Genomic DNA, 18319 nt, shown 5'->3' with positions numbered 1-18319 from the left:
TAGGTTGCATAATTATGGTAAATGTGAATGCAAAAGATAAACAGACATTGAGAAAAACCGCAAAAACTAACTTGATTCAGCGAAGAAAGAATTTTAATGTAGAGGATAAAAAAATTTGTTCCTCGTTACTTTTTGTTTTGGGAAGATGCTTGCAAGATTTTAAGAAAAAAAATCCTTGTAAAATGCGAATTCTTTTTTATATGCCACTTCCTTTGGAAGCTGATATTCGCCCTGTTTTATATAAGATGAGAGCTTTTAGGGGTGTTCAGGCTTTTGTTCCTCTTATGGAAAATATCAGTTTCAAAATGGTAAAATTTAGGCTACCGGTAGGTTTAAAGAAATTTGGCTTAAAAGAGCCATATAATTCACATTTTAATTCAGAGAATGCCGATATTGTGGTGATTCCCATACTAGGTATGGATAGGAATTTTAAAAGAGTAGGCTATGGTAAGGGTATGTATGATAGGTTCTTGGAACGGCTTAAAACTAAGCCTTTAATTATTTTTATTTCGCGGGAGCTTTATTATACATCTTGTTCTATAACCAATGATTATGATGCTGAAGCAAATATGGTGATCACACGAGAAGGCATTTTTGTAAAGGCGGTGTCGTATGCTAGAATGGATTATTTCAAGTTCCGTCGTATCAGCCATAGTTGCAGGGGGCGGTGCTTATCTTATTTCAAAAAGAATGCACTCTGTTGATTGTAAATTGCACCTTGAAAAGGCTTATGCAAAGGCAAAGGCAATTGAATATGAGGCAGAATCTTTACTTAAAGATGCGAATATTCGAGCAAAAGAAGTGGAGATGAGTGCACGTTCACATTATGAAAATGAGGTCTCAAAGATTTCTAAGGAATATGAAAGTCGTTTGATTCGTTTAGAGCAACAAGAAAGTAAAAATCAGCAAATTCTTGATCATAAGCTTTCTGTTCTTGAAATGGAAAAAATTGAGATTGGAGAGAAGAAAAGAGTACTAGAGAGTGAGATGCGTCAACAACAAAAATTAAGAAAAGATTATGCAAAAAAATTAGATGAATTATTGGAGATTCTTTGTAATGTGGCGTCATTCACAAAAGATCAAGCAAAAGAATTAGCGATTCAATATGCAACAGAATCTGCACAAGACAAGATTGTAACGATTGTCAAAAAATACGAGAACGAGGCACGTGAAGAAGGGCGTCGAAAAGCAAATTATATTTTGGCACAGGCAACAACGCGTTTTGCAGGAGAGTTTGCGTCAGAACGGTTAATTAATGTCGTTTCTCTTCCGAACGATGAACTAAAAGGGCGTATTATCGGAAAAGAAGGGCGGAATATCAAGGCTTTAGAAATGCTCTTAGGCGTTGATATTATTATTGATGATACGCCTAATGCGATTGTTTTGAGTAGTTTTAATTTGTATCGTCGTGCGATTGCAACAAGGGTTATTGAGCGTTTGGTAGAAGATGGGCATATTCAACCTGCACGCATTGAAGAAATCTTTGAACGCGTAAAGCAAGAGTTTGAGGAGAAGATTCTAGAAGAGGGTGAAGATGTTTTGCTGAAGTTAGGCTTAAGTGTGAATATGCATACAGAACTAAAGAAGTTGATAGGACGTTTAAAATATCGTGCAAGTTATGGACAAAATGCACTTGGGCATAGTTTAGAGGTTGCACATTTGGCGGGTTTGATTGCAGGTGAATTAGGCGGTGATGTTAAAATTGCTAAACGAGCAGGGCTTTTGCATGATATTGGCAAGGCATTGACGCATGATTTTGAGGGTAGCCATGTTACTTTGGGTGAAGAAGTATGTCAACGTTATAATGAACACCCTATTGTTTTAAATGCAATCATGGCACACCATGGACATGAGGAGATTAAAAGTATCGAGTGTGCAGCTGTTTGTGCTGCTGATGCACTTTCAAGTGCGAGACCTGGAGCAAGGCGGGAAGTACTTGAAAATTTCTTGAATCGCGTTAAAGAGATTGAAGAAATTGCGGTTGCCAAATGCGGTGTTACGCAGGCTTATGCGATTAATGCTGGGCGGGAATTAAGGGTTATTGTGAATGCCGACATTCTAAACGATGGTGAAAGTGTTTTGTTGGCAGATGAGATTGCTAAAGAAATTGAGTCGCGTGTGCAGTATCCGGGTGATGTAAAGGTTAGTGTGATTCGTGAGGTACGCGCTGTGAGTATGGCACATTAGGGATGGTGGAGTGTATTTTAGCTTGGTGATAGAGATGGAATGAAGTAATGAAATAAATCTTGGATATAGAAATTATAAAATAAATATGGAATGATATTTGCTTTTTAAATTATTAAACTTTAAGGAGCAAATATGCGTATTTCATCACAACAGATTCAACAAAATTATTCTACTCTTTCACAAGGGATTAAGAATATTCCACAAGATTTTTCGATTCAAGCTCAAATTGGTGATGAAAATACAAAAGAAAAAGAGAGTGCAACATCTAATGAAATTCAGGCTGAGATTGCCAAGCGAATTCAACAGAAAGATTATGTTGTGTCTTCACAGTCATGGACTGGCTCTATCGAGAATGCTGAAAGGCGGGCTCGGTTTCATGAGGAAGTTTCTATTGTTTGGAATGAGTTATATGATAAAAATACGATTGTGAGTAAATCTGATTATCAGTCAAGTGTGCAATTTTTAGAAAAAAAGATGAATGAGATTCTTGAAAAAGAATATATGAAAGATCCGCATTCTCCCCTAGTCAACAATCTTTTAGAGGCAAAAGATATGCTCCATCTAGCTGCGGATAGAGTTGATGAAAGCAGGAATGCTTTTTTGGGTTTGGTTGAGTTAGTTGAAAGTGCAGTGCGTGTGGGTGAGGAGGAGCAAGCAGGTAAAATGGTATCCGAACAATTAGGTTGGCATTGGCAGGTTACCTACCATACACGTGCAGCTTTTGGGGTGTTCTTTTCTAATGTTCAAGATACCCTTTCTCCTACAGACAAAAAGGCAGTATTAGAATCTCTAAGCAAAATGGATATCTATTGGGAAAAAAATTGGAATAACGATTGGGAACATATGCTTTCTGATTCTAATCAAGAATCCTTACAAAACTTTATTCAACGCGGAGCAAATATAGGTTCAGAAGTTGACACAACAAAAATTTTATTTGAAATGTTTAATGTTACTTCTTCAGAATCAAACAAAAAACCAACCCAAGATTTAGAATCTAAAAAACAAGAGATTCTAAGCAAAGTAAAAGAAATAAAAGCAGATTCTCAAGGAAGCCTACTTTCACAAATGCTTTCAAAAAAAGCATAGAATGTAACTCCTATTGATGATTCAGTAAAAACATAATATAATTAACAAAAATAATAATAGGAGGAAATCATGAAAAAATTTATTTTTTCAATGTCAATCGGTGTTCTAATGTGCGCTCCAGCATTTGCAACAAATGATATTTTAGCGAAGGTAACCAATGGTGCACTTAGCGATCATTCTAAAGGTGTGCAAATATTAACAGAGGAAGAAGAAAGGCAAGTGAAAGGGGGTATAAGGATGAACCTTTCCCCACAGGAATCATACACTGTAATGAATCGTTACTATAACGCTTTCTATGAATTGTATCTAACAGAAGATGAAGTAAGAACCCATACAGCTGCAATCTATGGAGATGAACGACCAAATGCTCAAAACTATCTTGATTTTAAGTGGATTACCATTGTAGAGCCTGAAAATGAGATTGTAGCTTTCAAGGCAACTTATGATAAGTATACTGGGCAGTATACAACAAAGGTTGTTGCCTATAATAAAAGAAATAAGAATGTAAGGAATTTTATTCAAACAGCCCCCTTTTTTGTCAAAGTTAACAAAGCATTCGGGCACTATATCCCTGATTTGGTAGGCAAATAAGATAAATATGGAACAATATTTGCTTTTTAATTATTAAATTTTAAGGAGCAAATATGCGTATTTCATCACAACAGATTCAACAAAATTATTCTACTCTTTCACAAGGGATTAAGAATATTCCACAAGATTTTTCGATTCAACTTGAATCTCAAAAGCAAAATATTAATGAAACATTAATTGATGAGGAAATTCAAACCTCTGTTGATGAAATAAAAACTTGGTTTTCAAGTTGGTTTACATATAGACTTGAAGACAAACAATTTTTACCCACACCTGAACGTGTAAAGCATCAGTTGAAGATTGAATGGGGTTCTGAATGGGATTCTGATTCTAGAAAGTTTGGTGAAGATCTTTCTTCTGTTTATAATAACCTCTATACAAGTAACCAAAATCTCACTCAATCTGACTTTAAGGAAAGTGTAGCTTTTTTAGAAAATAAGATGAATGAAGTGCTTAAGATACAATTTAAAAAAGAACCAGATTCCAAATTGACCAATTCACTTATATGTGAAAAGGCATTCATAGAGGATTCCCCAAGGCGATTAGAGATAACTAAAGAGATGTTGGTTGATTCTGTAGAAAATCTCATAGAAAAAGATCTAATAAGAGCAGAAAATAGTGAATACCGTAGCGTAAGGGATTGGATACAAGTTTATGGTGGTGAAACAGGTGCGGTTATTGCTAGCTTTGGGAAATTTTTTGCTAAAGCCCAAGACATCCTTTCTCCTACAGACAAAAAGGCAGTATTAGAATCTCTAAGCAAAATGGAACTTTACTGGGATAATAACTGGAAGAACGATTGGGAACATATGCTTTCTGATTCTAATCAAGAATCCTTACAAAACTTTATTCAACGCGGAGCAAATATAGGTTCAGAAGTTGACACAACAAAAACTTTATTTGAAATGTTTAATGTTACTTCTTCAGAATCAAACAAAAAACCAACCCAAGATTTAGAATCTAAAAAACAAGAGATTCTAAGCAAAGTAAAAGAAATAAAAGCAGATTCTCAAGGAAGCCTACTTTCACAAATGCTTTCAAAAAAAGCATAATGAATCAATTATAAATAATCTTTTTTATTCTCTCTTAATGAACAATAAAAATTGATTCCAAGATTCAAGTGCCATAAAAATTTTTGCTACTAACGCATTCAAGGTAATCATAATCTCCATTCAAGCACATGGTAATGAATGGAGGGATTCAGGAAGCCACAAATTATTTTATAAATTTTATTTCATAGAGGATTAAGCAAACTGAATGTATGATAATGACGTATGGTTGTTTAATTTATGAAAGGATTACAATGGGAATTTTTGATGGATTAGACATTAAAAAAGAAAAAAATAAAAAATGGCGTGTATTTTATTGTTTTGATGGACGAGATGACCATTGGCGCGTTTATAGTCTTGCCTCTCAGCTGACAAGCATAACAGGACAAAAAATCTTTACGCCTCAAGAGTGGCAGGCCGTGATGACAAAGGGCGAAGATGTCGTTAAGGGTTGGTTTGATAAAAATATCGATATAGCAAGTTGTTTGATTGTGCTTATTGGCTCTAAAACTGCTGAAAGAGATCTTGTTTTGTATCAAATTGAAAAAGCTTGGCGTGCAAATAAGGGTGTTTTTGGTGTTCATATTCATAATTGTGATGATGTTGCACATAAGCCCACAATTAAAGGTAGAAATCCGTTTGAATTGATTAATATTGATGGAAAGCAACTTTCAGACATTACTTCTGTTTATGAGCCACCGAGTCGTAATAGTCAAGAAGTTTATGAGTATATTAAACAATATATTCATGGCTGGGTAACAGATGCGATTATGGATCGTGAACTCTATAATTAAGAAATAAATTGCAGGGATTTATCCTTTCTGTTAAGCCCGCTAACAACGAAGACATTTGGGTTGATATTTTAACATCCCAAGAGATTTTGCATTTGTATCGTTTTTATGGAATTCGACACAGCACAATTTCAGTTGGCTTTAAAATCGATTTTTTGGTTGATATTCAGAATGCACGCAATATTCCGCGTTTAAGAGAAGTTTTACATTTGGGGTTTGTGTGGGAAAGAGATCATTTAAAGCGTCATTTATGGCAAGGGTTTTTGAGGTTGCTCTTTTTACATCTAAGGGGAGTTGAAGTTATCGATTCTTTTTATTATGAGTTGTTAGAGTTATCGACAAAACGTCTTGTAAGACAAAATCCAAAGCGTGTCCTTGTTGAAGTTTATGTTGAGATTTTGGCTTTTGAGGGTCGTATTCATTCTTTGGAGCATTGTTTTATTTGTGGGCAAACATTGGGTGAGAATGTCGCTATTGCTCGTTCCTTCTTGGGTATGTGTTTTGAATGTTCTCCAAAAACACTTTCGTATCCGCTTTTACAGGTTGGACGTATTCAGCAGTTATTAAAAAGTAAAGAAACACTTTTTTTGGAAGATAGAGAAGTTAATATTTTGTGGGAAATTATGCAGGGCGGTTTGTAAATAGAGATTGGGAGAACTGTGCTAAAATATATCCATATTTTCAATTTATTTCAAGGTGTTTGATGTTAATTTATATTTTAAAGCGATTATTTTTAATTATCCCCACTTTATTTACAATCATTACAATTAATTTTTTTATTATTCAAACCGCACCCGGAGGACCTGTGGAAAGAATGTTGGCACAGATCGAAAACATTGATGGGGATAGTGCAAAAGGTGGTTTTGGTTACGGTGGAGAGGTTTCCTTACTGCAACATTCTTATAAGGCTTCAAGTGGATTAGATAAGGAATTGATTGTTGAAATTCAGAAACTTTATGGTTTTGATAAACCGCTTTGGGAACGTTATTTGATGATGGTTCGTAATTATATTATTTTTGATTTTGGAGAGAGTTTTTATAAGCAACAAAAAGTGCTTGATTTGGTCATTGAAAGATTGCCTGTGTCTGTCTCTTTAGGACTTTGGAGTACTCTTTTTATTTATTTAATTTCTATTCCTTTAGGGATTAAAAAAGCTGTGCAACACCATTCTTCTTTTGATATTGCGACAAGTTTTGTCGTAATTATATGCCATGCAATTCCTACTTTTTTGATTGCTATTTTGTTGATTATTTTATTTTCCGGAGGGAGTTTTTTGGAGATTTTTCCTCTAAAAGGATTAAGTAGTGATTATAGTGAGAATTTGGGTTTTTTTGAAAGGATTATTGATTATTTGTGGCATATTACCTTACCTGTTACAGCCTTAACTCTTGGGGGTTTTGCTTCTTTAACCCTACTTTGTAAGAATTCTTTTTTAGAAGAAATTTCCAAACAATATACTTTAACAGCAAGGGCAAAGGGGGCAAATGAAAGGCAGATTCTTTATGGACATATTTTTAGAAATGCAATGTTGATTGTTGTTTCTGGATTCCCAGCTGCATTTGTGGGGATTTTTTTAAGTGGTTCTTTGCTTATTGAGATTATTTTTTCTTTAGATGGATTAGGGTTGTTAGGGTATGAAGCGGCTTTAAATAGAGATTATCCAATTGTTTTTGGCACACTTTATATTTTTACACTTATCGGGCTTATTACAACTTTAATTAGCGATATTAGTTATAAATTGATTGACCCACGTATTGATTTTGAGGCACGTTCATGAATACCTTAAATAAAAAAAGAATACAAAAATTTTTTGCGAACAAAAGAGCAAAGTATTCTTTATATTTATTTGGTATGATTTTATTTATCTGCATTGCTGCTCCTTTTATTGCAAACGATCGCCCCTTAGTTGTTTCTTTTAATCAGCAGTGGTATTTTCCAATTTTTAAGACGTACCCTGAAACGACTTTTGGCGGTGATTTTGAAAGTGAAGCAAATTATCATGATTCCTACATTCAAGAGTTAATTCAATCTAAAGGTTGGCTTTTATTTCCGCCCATTCCTTATCGTTATGACACAATTATTATGGGACTTTCAGATGTTGCTCCCACTCCACCAGATTCTAAGAATTTTCTTGGCACAGATGATCAAAGCAGGGATTTGCTAAGTCGCTTGATTTATGGCTATGCTATTTCTCTAGCATTTGGTTTATTGTTAACATTTTTTAGTTCAATAATAGGGATTATTGTTGGTGCGATAATGGGTTATTATGGTGGAAAAATTGATTTATTTTCTCAAAGATTTGTAGAGATTTATTCATCTATGCCTGTTTTATTTTTGGTGATTATTTTTTCAAGCGTCATTGAATCTTCTTTTTGGTGGCTTTTATTGTTTTTATCTTTATTTTCTTGGGTTGGGCTTGTGAATGTTGTGCGAGCAGAATTCTTGCGAGGGAGAAATTTGGATTATGTTCGCTCTAGCAAGGCATTAGGTGCGAGTGATTGCAGAATTATTTTTAAACATATCTTACCTAATGCTTTTCCGATAATTTTAAGCTTCTTGCCTTTTGTTCTAAGCTCTTCTATTACAATGTTGACTTCGTTAGATTTTTTGGGTTTTGGGCTACCTGTTGGTTCGCCGAGTTTAGGTGAGGTATTGAATCAGGCAAAAGAGAATCTCTACGCCCCTTGGATAGGAATTTCCGCATTTATTTCTATTGCGTTCTTGTTGTCTGTTTTGGTTTTTATTGGCGAGGGTTTACGTGATGCTTTTGACCCTAGAAATGGTTAATTATTTTTTACAATAATAAACAAAGGCAGGCGGGATATTCTGCCACATAATTTTTGAGGTTTTTACCTCGCTGAAAATATCGTAAATTTTTTTACGGAATTTTCTTGCGGGTAGCGATGGAATGGCAAGGGTTGGCAAGGCATAGGCAAAGGTTGCAAAATAGCCACCCTCCTTTAGTCCATTATAAATACTCATTAATAATCTATCTTGTTCTTTCTGTCCGAGCAATGCCCATGGAATTCCTGAGACAATCGCATCTAAGTGGGGGATATTGCGTTTTTCCATCATTTTTGCTAAATGTTCGGCAGAACCGGTTTCAACATCAATATTTTTATGTCGCAATTTACTAGCCATTTCGTCATTAATTTCAACAGCAAAGAAAGTCGCTTGTGGAGATTTTTTTTTCAAAATAAAATTTGTGAAGGCACCTGTTCCAGGACCAATTTCTGCAATATATTCCGCTTGTTCCAAGCCAATATTTTCAGTGATGGTATAACTTAAACTTTTTGAGCTAGAACAAAGAGCACCCGTTCTTTTAGGATGTTTAATGTATTGAATAAGCATTCTTCACCTCATAACTACTAGCAAAATAAGTCTATATTATAAAACTTCTTTCTTTATAGTATGATAAGATTCTATATTTTATCAAGAATGTGAATGGTTATACAATAGCTTGACTATATTTAAAAAATTCCTCACCTCTTTGCTTGTAAGAGCTAAATTGATCTAAACTGGCTGCAGCAGGGGAAAGTAAGGCAACTTCTTGAGAAGATTTTAGAGTTTGCTGAATATTTTGTACTGCTTGTTTTAATTCAAAGCACAAGACAAAATCTAAACGATATTGTCGTGCAAGGGATTCTAGTCGCTTTGCATTACTTCCAATTAAATAAAGCCGTATGTTGAGATTTTGCATACGTTCAAATAAGGGGATTAGATTTGCCCCTTTGTCATCTCCTCCTAAAATAAGGTGAATAAATAAGTTCTGGTAACATTCTAGTGCTTTTAGTGTAGCGTCAACATTTGTTGCCTTGCTATCGCTAACCCATAATCGATTTGAAGAATCAAAATGTTCCTCTAGTTTATGTTTACCGATTTTAAATGTGTGCAATCGTTCATAAGGGAGGTTATCAAAGATAATCTTGTAGGCTGCAAGACTTAAAGTTGCGTCGCACAAAAAAGGTTCTTTGAATGGAATTTGTGTGAGTTGAATATCAAATAAGGAGGCCAAATGTTGTGTGTTGTCATAAAAGATGGTTTCACAATAGGATTTTTGTATAAAAGGGTGTGTTTTTAATTCACTAGGGATCAGAGCAATTTCACCTTGTTTCATACTTAAGAGGGGTTTGAGTTTTGCATTTTGGTATGCCTCAAAACTATGATGCCAGCTGATGTGATCTTGGGTGATGGGAAGTAATAAATAAAGATTAGGGGATGCTTTTTGTGTATAATGTAAAGTAAAGGAACTTGTTTCAAGTACCCATATAGGGGCATTTTTATCTAAGAGTGCAAGAGGAATACCAATATTTCCGCCCATCACGCTTCCTTTTTGGGAAAAAAGGGCTTGAGTCATTTCTGTTGTTGTTGTTTTTCCGTTACTACCGCTAATCCAAATGCTAAAAGGCATCACATCTGCAAAGTAATCATATTCACTAATGAGATTCCTTGCTTGTAAAATCAATGGATTTGTGGGTGAAATACCGGGACTTGTGATTTCTAAATCACTTTTTTCGGGCTGAAAGGTCTTTGCAGGGCAGAGCAAATTTCCATTTTCATCTTGCGTGATAGCCTTGAATGTATCATCAAATATCTTCACAGGTGCTAACTGTTTTGCCAATGGTTTTGTTGTTGTGCCGTATCCAAAAATTGAAATATTCATTCCATACTCCTAGCGAATCTTAAAGCTTAAAAGGGCAATAAGGTTACTCATTAAGGCAATAATCCAAAAGCGAACAATAATTTTATTTTCTGCCCAGCCTTTGATTTCAAAATGATGGTGTAATGGTGCCATTAAAAAAACTTTTCTATTCCATATTTTAATGGAGGTGAGTTGAATAATGACGGAAAAAGCTTCAATTACAAAAATAAAACCAGCAAAAAATAGGATAAATTCACTTTTTGAAATAATTGCACAATAAGCTACAAAGCCACCGATAGCTAATGAGCCGCTATCGCCCATAAAAACCTGTGCCGGATGACAATTAAACCATAAGAATCCAATAATTGCACCAAGCAATGCAGCCCCGACAACAGAAACTTCACCGACACCCTGGATATAAGGGTAAAATAAATAATTACTATATATAATGTTGCCACTAATATACACAAAAGAGCAAAGTGTCATTAAGGTAAAAACTGAAGGCACACTGACGAGCCCATCAAGCCCATCTGTTACATTTACGCCATGAGGTGTCGTTATTAAAACAAGAATCCAAAATAAAATGGCAAACCCTTGCATATCAAAAAGTGGCAATTTATAAAAAGGAATGTAGAGACTTGTTTGTAACCCATAAATATAAAGACTAAAACTTAAGAATCCTGCAACCAAAAATAGAAGAAATGATTTTGTTTTAGAAGAAAGCCCACTATTGTTGCGCATAAAAATTTTTGTAGAATCATCGCGGATGCCTACCAGAGAAAAAAGCAATAAAGCTAGCATACCTAAAATACAATAAAAATTATCTAGTCGCCCGCTAAAAAGTGAGGCAATGAGTGTTGCAAAAACAATCACTATCCCCCCCATTGTAGGAGTTCCCGCCTTATTTTGATGATTTTTTGGTGCGTAGTCTGAAATGGGCTGTTCTGCCTTTTTTGCTACAGCAAAACGAATGTAGCGGGGCATTAGAAAAAGTGTGATAAAGAAAGCTATAAAAAAGCCCACTCCAGCCCTAAAGGTAATGTAATTAAAAAGATTAATGTTGAGTGTTTCCCAAAGATAATATAGCATTTATGTCTCACTTTACGAAAATTAACGATTTTTCAAAAAATAGGGTAGAATTCTAGCTTATATGTTATAAGGAGTGGATAAAAGATGAAGCAAAAATGTGTTTTAGTAATTACAGATGGAATTGGTTATAAGCCAAAGAATCCTTATAATGCTTTTGATGCTGCTTTTAAGCCAAATTATGAACGACTTTTTAAAGAAGTGCCCTTTGGTATGATTAAAACCTATGGAGAATTTGTAGGACTTCCAGATGGGCAGATGGGAAATAGCGAAGTTGGGCATATGTCGCTTGGCAGTGGAAGAATTTTATATCAAGATTTGGTGAAAATCAATCAAGCAATCAAAAACCAAAGCTTACAAAAGCACCCTATCATTCAGGATTTTTTTTCGTGTAATGTGGTGCATTTACTTGCGTTATTAAGCGATGGTGGCGTGCATTCACATATTGAACATCTCCTTGCTCTAATTAGAATTTTTCACGCACAAAATAAGGAAGTGAGAATTCATGCTCTTACAGATGGGCGTGATGTCCCACCCCAAACTGCAGAAAAATTTTTGCGTAAACTTTTAGATGAGATTGCAATAATGCCTAAAGTAATCCTTGCAAGCGTGGGTGGAAGATTTTATGGAATGGATAGAGATAAGCGGTTTGAACGTGTCAATGAGGCTTATGAAGTGATTGCTTTAGGGAAGAATCTGCAAAGTATTTCACCCTTAGAGTATATTGCAAATCAGCTAAAAGAAGGTATTAGTGATGAGTTTGTGCAACCGGCTTGTTTTCATCAATATTCAGGATTTGGGGAGAATGAGGGTTTGCTTTGTGTGAATTTTAGAAGCGATCGTATGCGTGAAATTGTTACATTTTTAGGTGAAGCACAATTAAGTGATTTTTCTCGCAGAGATTATAGACCTTTGGGTTTGCTTGCAACAATGACTTGTTACGATGAACGTTTTCCGTATCCTGTTTTATTTCCTAAAGAAAAAGTGAAAAATACTATTGCAGAAATTCTCTCAATGGCCTCACTCAAACAACTCCATACGGCAGAAACAGAAAAATATGCCCATGTTACTTTTTTCTTTAACGGTGGAAAAGAGGAGGCATTTAAGGGTGAGGAGCGGATATTGATTCCAAGCCCAAATGTGAAAACCTATGATTTACAACCAGAAATGTCGGCAAGAGAAGTCGCTGAAGTGGTTTTGCAGGGTATGAAAGATGGATTTGATTTTATTGTTGTTAATTTTGCAAATGGTGATATGGTAGGGCATACAGGTAATTTTGAGGCTGCTATTAAAGCCGTTGAGGCTGTAGATAAAGAGATAGGAAGAATCTTTGAGTTGGCACAAGAATTAAATTATGGTATTGTATTAACAAGCGACCATGGAAATTGCGAGGAAATGGCGGACTATTCAGGAAAGCCATTAACAAATCATACAGTTGGTGAAGTGTGGTGTTTTATTTATGCTGAAGGGGTAAATTGTGTTAATGATGGGAGTTTAGCCAATATTGCACCCAGTGTTTTGAAGGTGATGGGAATGCAGATTCCTTGTGAGATGGAAAAACCTCTTTTTTAGAAAGGTAGTTAAGATGGAGAATTTACAAAGAACAGTCGCATTCTTGCAAAGCGGAATTCCTATTTTATGTTCTTTGGAGGATGGGCAACCTTTTTGTCGTCCTATAGGTAGCACTTTAGAATTTGATGGGCGAATTTGGTTTTGCATGAATACCGAGAAGTTAATGTTTGCACAGATTCAAAAACATTCAGCAATTAGTTTATGCCTTTGTTTGTCTGATTTTTCGTGGATGCGTTTGAATGCGAAAGCGAATATTAGTGATAATTTGCAGGTGAAAGAATTGTATTTACAGAGAGAATATGCCAAAAGAGGATTTAAGAGTATTAATAATCCATTATTTGGGGTAATTTTTTTAAGTAATGTTTTTGTTGAATATAATAAGAATGGAGTTAAGGAACGTTGGGAGCTACCATAAAAATATTTGTGTTCAATCGTTTTTAAGCTGTTTTTAGATAAAATCTTAGATTCTAAGATGTGCATAAAAACAAATAAAGAAAAAACTATAGTTTATTTTTTATAAGGAGAGTCGGTGATCAGTTTCTCAGATTTGTTGTTGAAATTGCAACTATTTTGGAAAGAGCAGGGTTGTTTAGTTGTGCAACCTTATGATATTCCGGCTGGAGCGGGGACATTTCACCCCGCAACTCTTTTAAGAAGTCTTGACTCAACCCCGTGGAGTGTAGCTTATGTTGCTCCAAGTAGAAGACCCACAGATGGACGATATGGTGAGAACCCTAATCGCTTAGGTAGCTACTATCAATTTCAGGTTTTAATTAAGCCAAGTCCAGAGAATATTCAGGAGCTTTACCTAAAAAGCCTTGAATGTTTGGGGCTAGATGTTCGTAAGCATGATATTCGTTTTGTAGAGGATAATTGGGAGTCCCCAACGCTCGGTGCGTGGGGATTAGGTTGGGAAGTGTGGCTTGATGGAATGGAAGTTACACAGTTCACTTATTTTCAACAAGTTGGTGGAATGACTTGTTCGCCCGTTCCTGTAGAAATTACTTACGGAACAGAACGGCTTTGTATGTATTTGCAAGGCATTGAGGATATTTTCTCTATTCAGTGGAATGAGCAATTCAGTTATGCTGATGTGCATTTGGAGGGTGAATTTCAATTTTCAACCTATCACTTTGAAGTCGCTTCAACACAGAGGCTTTTTATGCTTTTTGATGCGTATCAGGAAGAATCTAAGCAAGCCATTATGGCTGAACTTCCCCTGCCAGCTTATGACTGCGTGATGTATGCGAGCCATTGCTTCAATGTGCTTGATGCCAGAAAGGCTATTTCGGTTACGGAGAGACAGAATTATATTTTAAAAATCCGTGATTTGGCAAAAGAATGTGCGATACTTTATAAAAATCAAGAGCCTCAAAGAATGCAGAGATTAGCCCATGCAAAGACACTTTGAAATCACAGAACTTTTAAAAATTTTAGATTATATCTCACCTTTTGAGTTGCAAGAATCATGGGATAATTCAGGTTTAAATGTTGGTTCTTCGTTGGTAGTCAATGAGATTTTTATTGCTTTGGAGGCGACTTTTGAGGTGATTGAACAACTTCCATGTAATGTTGCCTTGATTACGCACCACCCATTGATTTTTAAGCCACTAAAAAGGTTTTATGTGCAGGAGTATCCTGCAAATCTTTTACAACCTTTGATACAAAAGAATATTACGCTCATTGCTTTGCATACGAATTTTGATAAAACACATCTTTCAAGGTTGCTTGCACAAGAGATTTTAGGCTTTGATGAGGTTTATTCTCAAGGTTATGTTGCAACTTTTAGAATTGAGTTGAGTCATATTGATTTGGTGTGTAGAATCAAGGAGAGGTTAGGGTTAAAGCAGGTTTTTGTTGCTTCTCCACAGCCTTTTTATCGTCATGGCACATTGGTTAGCGGAGCTGGAGCATCTATGATTGACCAGATTCAGACAGATTGTCTTTTAAGTGGTGATATGCGTTATCATGATGGAATGATTGCAAAAAGTTTAGGTAAAAGTATTTTTGATATTCGGCATTATGAGAGCGAACGCTTTTTTTGTCAATTTTTGCAACGTAGTTTGCAGGAGCAGGGTATACAAGCGACAACATTAGAGAGTTGTAACCCATTCATATGTGAATAGGAGAGGACATGAATAAATATTTAAAGCAGTTAATTGATATCTCTAAAATTGATAAAGAGATTGATTCTTTTGAGATAAGAATTGCTGAAGCAAAGGCAGATATAAATCGTATTCTTAAGAAGAAAGAATCTTTGCAAAATGAGATTAGTAATTTTCAAGATGAAGTCAAAGAGGTTTCCTTGAAATTAGGTAAAAATGATGCCCATTTGGCTGAATTAAATAAGAAGCTTGAGGACATTGCTAAAAAATGGAAAATGGTTAAAACAGAAAAAGAAAATAAGGCTTTAAGCTTAGAAGATGAGATTACAAAAGAGCAAGTTACTTTTGCTAATGAGGAGATTGAGCGATTAGGTAAAAATAAGGCGGCTAAAGAAGAGGAAATTAGCAAATTAGAAAATCAGATTCAGCAGTTGAATGCTGAAGAACAAAAATTAGAGCAGGCTGTTAAAGAAAAGCTTGATTCTATTCACCAACAACGCGATGAGGTTTTTCAGGAAAAACATAAGTTGGTAGCGGATATGGACCAGAAAATTATTTCTTTTTATGAGAAGATTCGTAAATGGGCAAAAAATACAAGTGTTGTGCCTATATATAAACAAGCGTGCGGAGGGTGCTTTATTCGATTAAATGATAAAATTTTTGCAGATGTAATCAAGAGTGAGAACATTATTACTTGTCCTCATTGCGGTCGTATTATTTATTTTAAACCAGAATTATCTTCTCCAGAACCTGCAGAAGATAAGACAAGCAAGGTGCGCACAAAAAAAGCTAAAGTTGTTGAGGACGCAGAAAATTTATCTTTAGAGGAAGCTGAATAGGATAAAAAGTGTTTCGGGTTTTTTATCTTGTTTTTTTGTGGGGTGTTGAATGTGTAATGTCTTTTTTAGTGATTATTCTTGCTTTTAAGAAAAAATATCGCCATTCCCTGCCTGCAAGATTTTTTTTATTTTCAAATCGTATATCTCCTGAATTCCAAAGTTTTGAATACTGGTTTCATAGTTGTTCTTTGGGGGAAACAGCCTCTTTGAAGCCTTTGTTAGTAGAACTTGCCAGTAAGCAAAGATGTAATGTTCTCATCACAACCACAACACAAACCGGTTTTAATCAAGCTCTTGCATTCAAACAGGAATTTCGCAATTCTTTAATATGTGAAGTGTGTTATTTACCTTTTGAACCACTTTTGATGTTTTGGGCAAAACCAACACAAAAGCTTTTTGTGTTGGAGGCTGAATTTTGGTATGAACTTTTTTTTATTGCAAAAGCAAAGGGTGCTAAAACATATTTGCTGAATGCAAGAATTTCAGAACGTTCCTATCCAAAATATTTACGATTTGCTTGGTTTTATCGGCGTTTATTTACTTATGTGGATTGCGTGTTCGCACAAAGTATTCACGACAAAAAACGACTAGCGGAGATAGGAGCAAACCACATTCAGGTCAGCGGTAATTTAAAATTATTGAATCAACCCGTTGTGCAATATAAATTTACTCCTACAAAGCGCCCATTAGTTGTACTTGCAAGTACACATAAGGGCGAAGAAACAATGTTGCTTGATGTATTGAAACAAACCTACCGCACCTTTAATAAAACAGAGCCTCGCATTCCACCTTTTATTCTTGCCGTAATTCCCCGCCATCCTGAACGTTTTGATGAAGTAAGTCATCTACTAGAATCTTTTTGTCAAGAATTTTCTTTAAGCTTTTCAAGACGTTCTCAAAGCGAAAATATTACGACTGATATTTTTTTGGGGGATAGTTTAGGAGAGCTGATTGAATTCTATGCGATTGCTTCTTTGGTTGTGTTGTGTGGGTCATTTTTACCTATTGGAGGGCATAATCCTTTAGAGGTTGCTTATTTTCGTAAACCTTTAGTGAGTGGAAAAGAAATTTTTAATCAGATTCCGCTTTTTGAAGCCATTAAAAACGCAAATTTGATTGATATACAGGAATTACCGCAGAAAATTCAACATTTGGATAAACTCCCACCCACCTATATCCAACTTGAAATGAATCCGCAGGATTTTTTCAATGCAATTTATTCATAAAATAAATTTTTTTAAAAAAGTTTAGAATTCATTATCTAGCCCTTTAAAATCAAGGTAAACATTTTACTTTTCTATAGAATTACCCCGAAAACTTATACCCTATTTTAGAAAGTTGTTCCAAGATTTCTGTAATGTCATTACCTTTTTCTTGTTCTGCTTTTAAGAAACGTTCAAAGAATGTTTTTTTAAATTCATCTTGATAGGTTTCTGTATTATCACTTTCTCCTTGAATAGGTTTAAAGGGTTTTTGATTTTCTTCGTGTTCTTCTTGTAGATTTCCAATCAAAGAATCTTTAGGTAATGGTTTTGCTGAAAGTTTGTCTTGATAAGCCGCATTAAACTCTTCTGCAAATTCATCATACCTTTTCTTGAATGCAAGATATTTCTCTTTAAATTCCTCTAAACTCATATCCGAATTAATCATACTTTCATATTCTTCAGCTAATGTTTGGGCGGTCTGCACAAGCTTACCATTCATATCCCAACTTCTAGCTGTAGTTGCTTGCATATTTAGCATTATTCTATCAGCTAGAATACCACCCCATCCAGAAGAACCACCTAAAACACTTTGCATAGCATTTACATTCATAAAACTAACAAAACTACGAATCTCGCCTTCACTTAAATTATTATCATACCCCAAAAGTTTACCTAGAATTGTTGTGTCGCCATCCATTAACGAAGAAGTTAATGGAACTTTAAAGAGGTTGCTATCGCTACCCTCTAAAAATGCAAGTAATGCATCTCCCTTAGAGAGAGAATCACTCGGAGTATTAACAAAAGTCTGCCCTATTTGATGATTTTTGTCCACCTGAAATCCCTGTGAAAGCAATTTATCAAGTGTTGTATTAAATGTCTGATTAACCTCAAAAGTCTTAGTGTCAAATTCAAACGCCTTTGGTAAAGCATTAATTTGCTCTTTAGAAAAATTCTCTCCATATTTTGGAGAATCAGTTACCAATTGTGAAAAAAGTTTATAAGCATTTCCAAATGTTTTTGCAATGTCAATGCCAGTGTGAGTTGCAAAAATGGATTGCTTTTGTGACTCTACAAACTTTTGCATATCTGCTGCACGTATTCTAAAATCTTTTGGTATTCCAGCCTTTTCATTAAAATCACTTGTAAAGTAACCATCTGCATCAACA

At 35.1% G+C, this 18319-nt stretch carries 19 protein-coding genes; 15 read left to right on the top strand and 4 right to left on the bottom strand.

The features are described 5' to 3' along the window. The first annotated feature begins 14 nt into the window (after positions 1 to 14). The 9 genes from CCZ01_RS04125 (at position 15) to CCZ01_RS04085 (ending at position 8491) form a co-directional block, all read left to right on the top strand. On the top strand, positions 15 to 704 hold the full coding sequence (locus CCZ01_RS04125; RefSeq protein WP_112051972.1) for a 5-formyltetrahydrofolate cyclo-ligase: 690 nt from the start codon (positions 15 to 17) through the stop codon (positions 702 to 704). After that, the gene (gene rny / locus CCZ01_RS04120; RefSeq protein WP_112051971.1) at positions 613 to 2187 is read left to right on the top strand and encodes a ribonuclease Y; all 1575 of its coding nucleotides are present in this window, start codon (positions 613 to 615) and stop codon (positions 2185 to 2187) included. Before CCZ01_RS04125 ends, rny begins: the two co-directional genes overlap by 92 nt. A gap of 132 nt (positions 2188 to 2319) precedes the next feature. After that, entirely contained in the window at positions 2320 to 3273 is a 954-nt protein-coding gene (locus CCZ01_RS04115) for a hypothetical protein (RefSeq protein WP_112051970.1), read from the top strand. A 69-nt stretch (positions 3274 to 3342) separates the two neighbouring features. Continuing rightward, positions 3343 to 3864 carry a hypothetical protein gene (locus tag CCZ01_RS04110; protein ID WP_112051969.1) on the top strand — a complete coding sequence of 174 codons (522 nt, stop codon included), beginning with the start codon at positions 3343 to 3345 and terminating at the stop codon, positions 3862 to 3864. A gap of 53 nt (positions 3865 to 3917) precedes the next feature. Then, the gene (locus CCZ01_RS04105) at positions 3918 to 4916 is read left to right on the top strand and encodes a hypothetical protein (protein WP_112051968.1); all 999 of its coding nucleotides are present in this window, start codon (positions 3918 to 3920) and stop codon (positions 4914 to 4916) included. Between the two features lie 251 nt (positions 4917 to 5167). After that, on the top strand, positions 5168 to 5707 hold the full coding sequence (locus tag CCZ01_RS04100) for a TIR domain-containing protein (protein ID WP_181566305.1): 540 nt from the start codon (positions 5168 to 5170) through the stop codon (positions 5705 to 5707). An 8-nt stretch (positions 5708 to 5715) separates the two neighbouring features. Beyond that, the gene (gene recO, locus CCZ01_RS04095) at positions 5716 to 6345 is read left to right on the top strand and encodes a recombination protein RecO (RefSeq protein ID WP_112051966.1); all 630 of its coding nucleotides are present in this window, start codon (positions 5716 to 5718) and stop codon (positions 6343 to 6345) included. Between the two features lie 62 nt (positions 6346 to 6407). Then, positions 6408 to 7481, top strand: coding sequence for a microcin C ABC transporter permease YejB (gene yejB / locus CCZ01_RS04090; protein WP_112051965.1), 1074 nt, complete (start codon positions 6408 to 6410; stop codon positions 7479 to 7481). After that, a complete protein-coding gene (locus tag CCZ01_RS04085) occupies positions 7478 to 8491 on the top strand; it encodes an ABC transporter permease (RefSeq protein WP_112051964.1) in 1014 nt (337 codons plus the stop codon). Before yejB ends, CCZ01_RS04085 begins: the two co-directional genes overlap by 4 nt. On the opposite strand, the gene CCZ01_RS04080 is transcribed toward CCZ01_RS04085, so the two are convergent. The 3 genes from CCZ01_RS04080 to mraY all read right to left on the bottom strand — a co-directional run bounded on the left by CCZ01_RS04080 (position 8492) and on the right by mraY (position 11435). Then, on the bottom strand, positions 8492 to 9055 hold the full coding sequence (locus CCZ01_RS04080) for a class I SAM-dependent methyltransferase (protein WP_112051963.1): 564 nt from the start codon (positions 9053 to 9055) through the stop codon (positions 8492 to 8494). A gap of 97 nt (positions 9056 to 9152) precedes the next feature. After that, positions 9153 to 10367, bottom strand: coding sequence for a UDP-N-acetylmuramoyl-L-alanine--D-glutamate ligase (murD, locus tag CCZ01_RS04075; protein WP_112051962.1), 1215 nt, complete (start codon positions 10365 to 10367; stop codon positions 9153 to 9155). Positions 10368 to 10376: 9 nt separating this feature from the next. Next, entirely contained in the window at positions 10377 to 11435 is a 1059-nt protein-coding gene (mraY, locus tag CCZ01_RS04070) for a phospho-N-acetylmuramoyl-pentapeptide-transferase (RefSeq protein ID WP_112051961.1), read from the bottom strand. A gap of 84 nt (positions 11436 to 11519) precedes the next feature. Between mraY and gpmI the strand changes: the two genes are divergently transcribed. The 6 genes from gpmI to waaA all read left to right on the top strand — a co-directional run bounded on the left by gpmI (position 11520) and on the right by waaA (position 17174). Continuing rightward, entirely contained in the window at positions 11520 to 13004 is a 1485-nt protein-coding gene (gene gpmI, locus CCZ01_RS04065) for a 2,3-bisphosphoglycerate-independent phosphoglycerate mutase (protein WP_112051960.1), read from the top strand. A gap of 13 nt (positions 13005 to 13017) precedes the next feature. Continuing rightward, entirely contained in the window at positions 13018 to 13419 is a 402-nt protein-coding gene (locus CCZ01_RS04060; protein WP_112051959.1) for a pyridoxamine 5'-phosphate oxidase family protein, read from the top strand. 114 nt (positions 13420 to 13533) lie between these two features. Further along, entirely contained in the window at positions 13534 to 14415 is an 882-nt protein-coding gene (gene glyQ / locus CCZ01_RS04055) for a glycine--tRNA ligase subunit alpha (protein WP_112051958.1), read from the top strand. Next, positions 14399 to 15130, top strand: a complete 732-nt coding sequence (locus tag CCZ01_RS04050) for a Nif3-like dinuclear metal center hexameric protein (protein ID WP_112051957.1) — start codon at positions 14399 to 14401, stop codon at positions 15128 to 15130. The genes glyQ and CCZ01_RS04050 overlap by 17 nt, the downstream gene beginning before the upstream one ends. Positions 15131 to 15138: 8 nt before the next feature. Further along, a complete protein-coding gene (locus tag CCZ01_RS04045; protein ID WP_112051956.1) occupies positions 15139 to 15948 on the top strand; it encodes a zinc ribbon domain-containing protein in 810 nt (269 codons plus the stop codon). Positions 15949 to 15956: 8 nt separating this feature from the next. After that, on the top strand, positions 15957 to 17174 hold the full coding sequence (waaA, locus tag CCZ01_RS04040) for a lipid IV(A) 3-deoxy-D-manno-octulosonic acid transferase (RefSeq protein WP_112051955.1): 1218 nt from the start codon (positions 15957 to 15959) through the stop codon (positions 17172 to 17174). A gap of 79 nt (positions 17175 to 17253) precedes the next feature. Here the strand turns inward: waaA and CCZ01_RS10340 are convergent. Then, the coding region (locus tag CCZ01_RS10340) for a Cj0814 family flagellar-dependent secreted protein (protein WP_112051954.1) at positions 17254 to 18319 on the bottom strand (1066 nt) is incomplete at its 5' end.

Source organism: Helicobacter monodelphidis, from assembly GCF_003288845.1.
Classification (GTDB): Bacteria; Campylobacterota; Campylobacteria; order Campylobacterales; family Helicobacteraceae; genus NHYN01.
The sequence above is the reverse complement of the archived record's forward strand: the minus strand, read 5'-3'. Positions and strand labels throughout refer to the sequence as shown.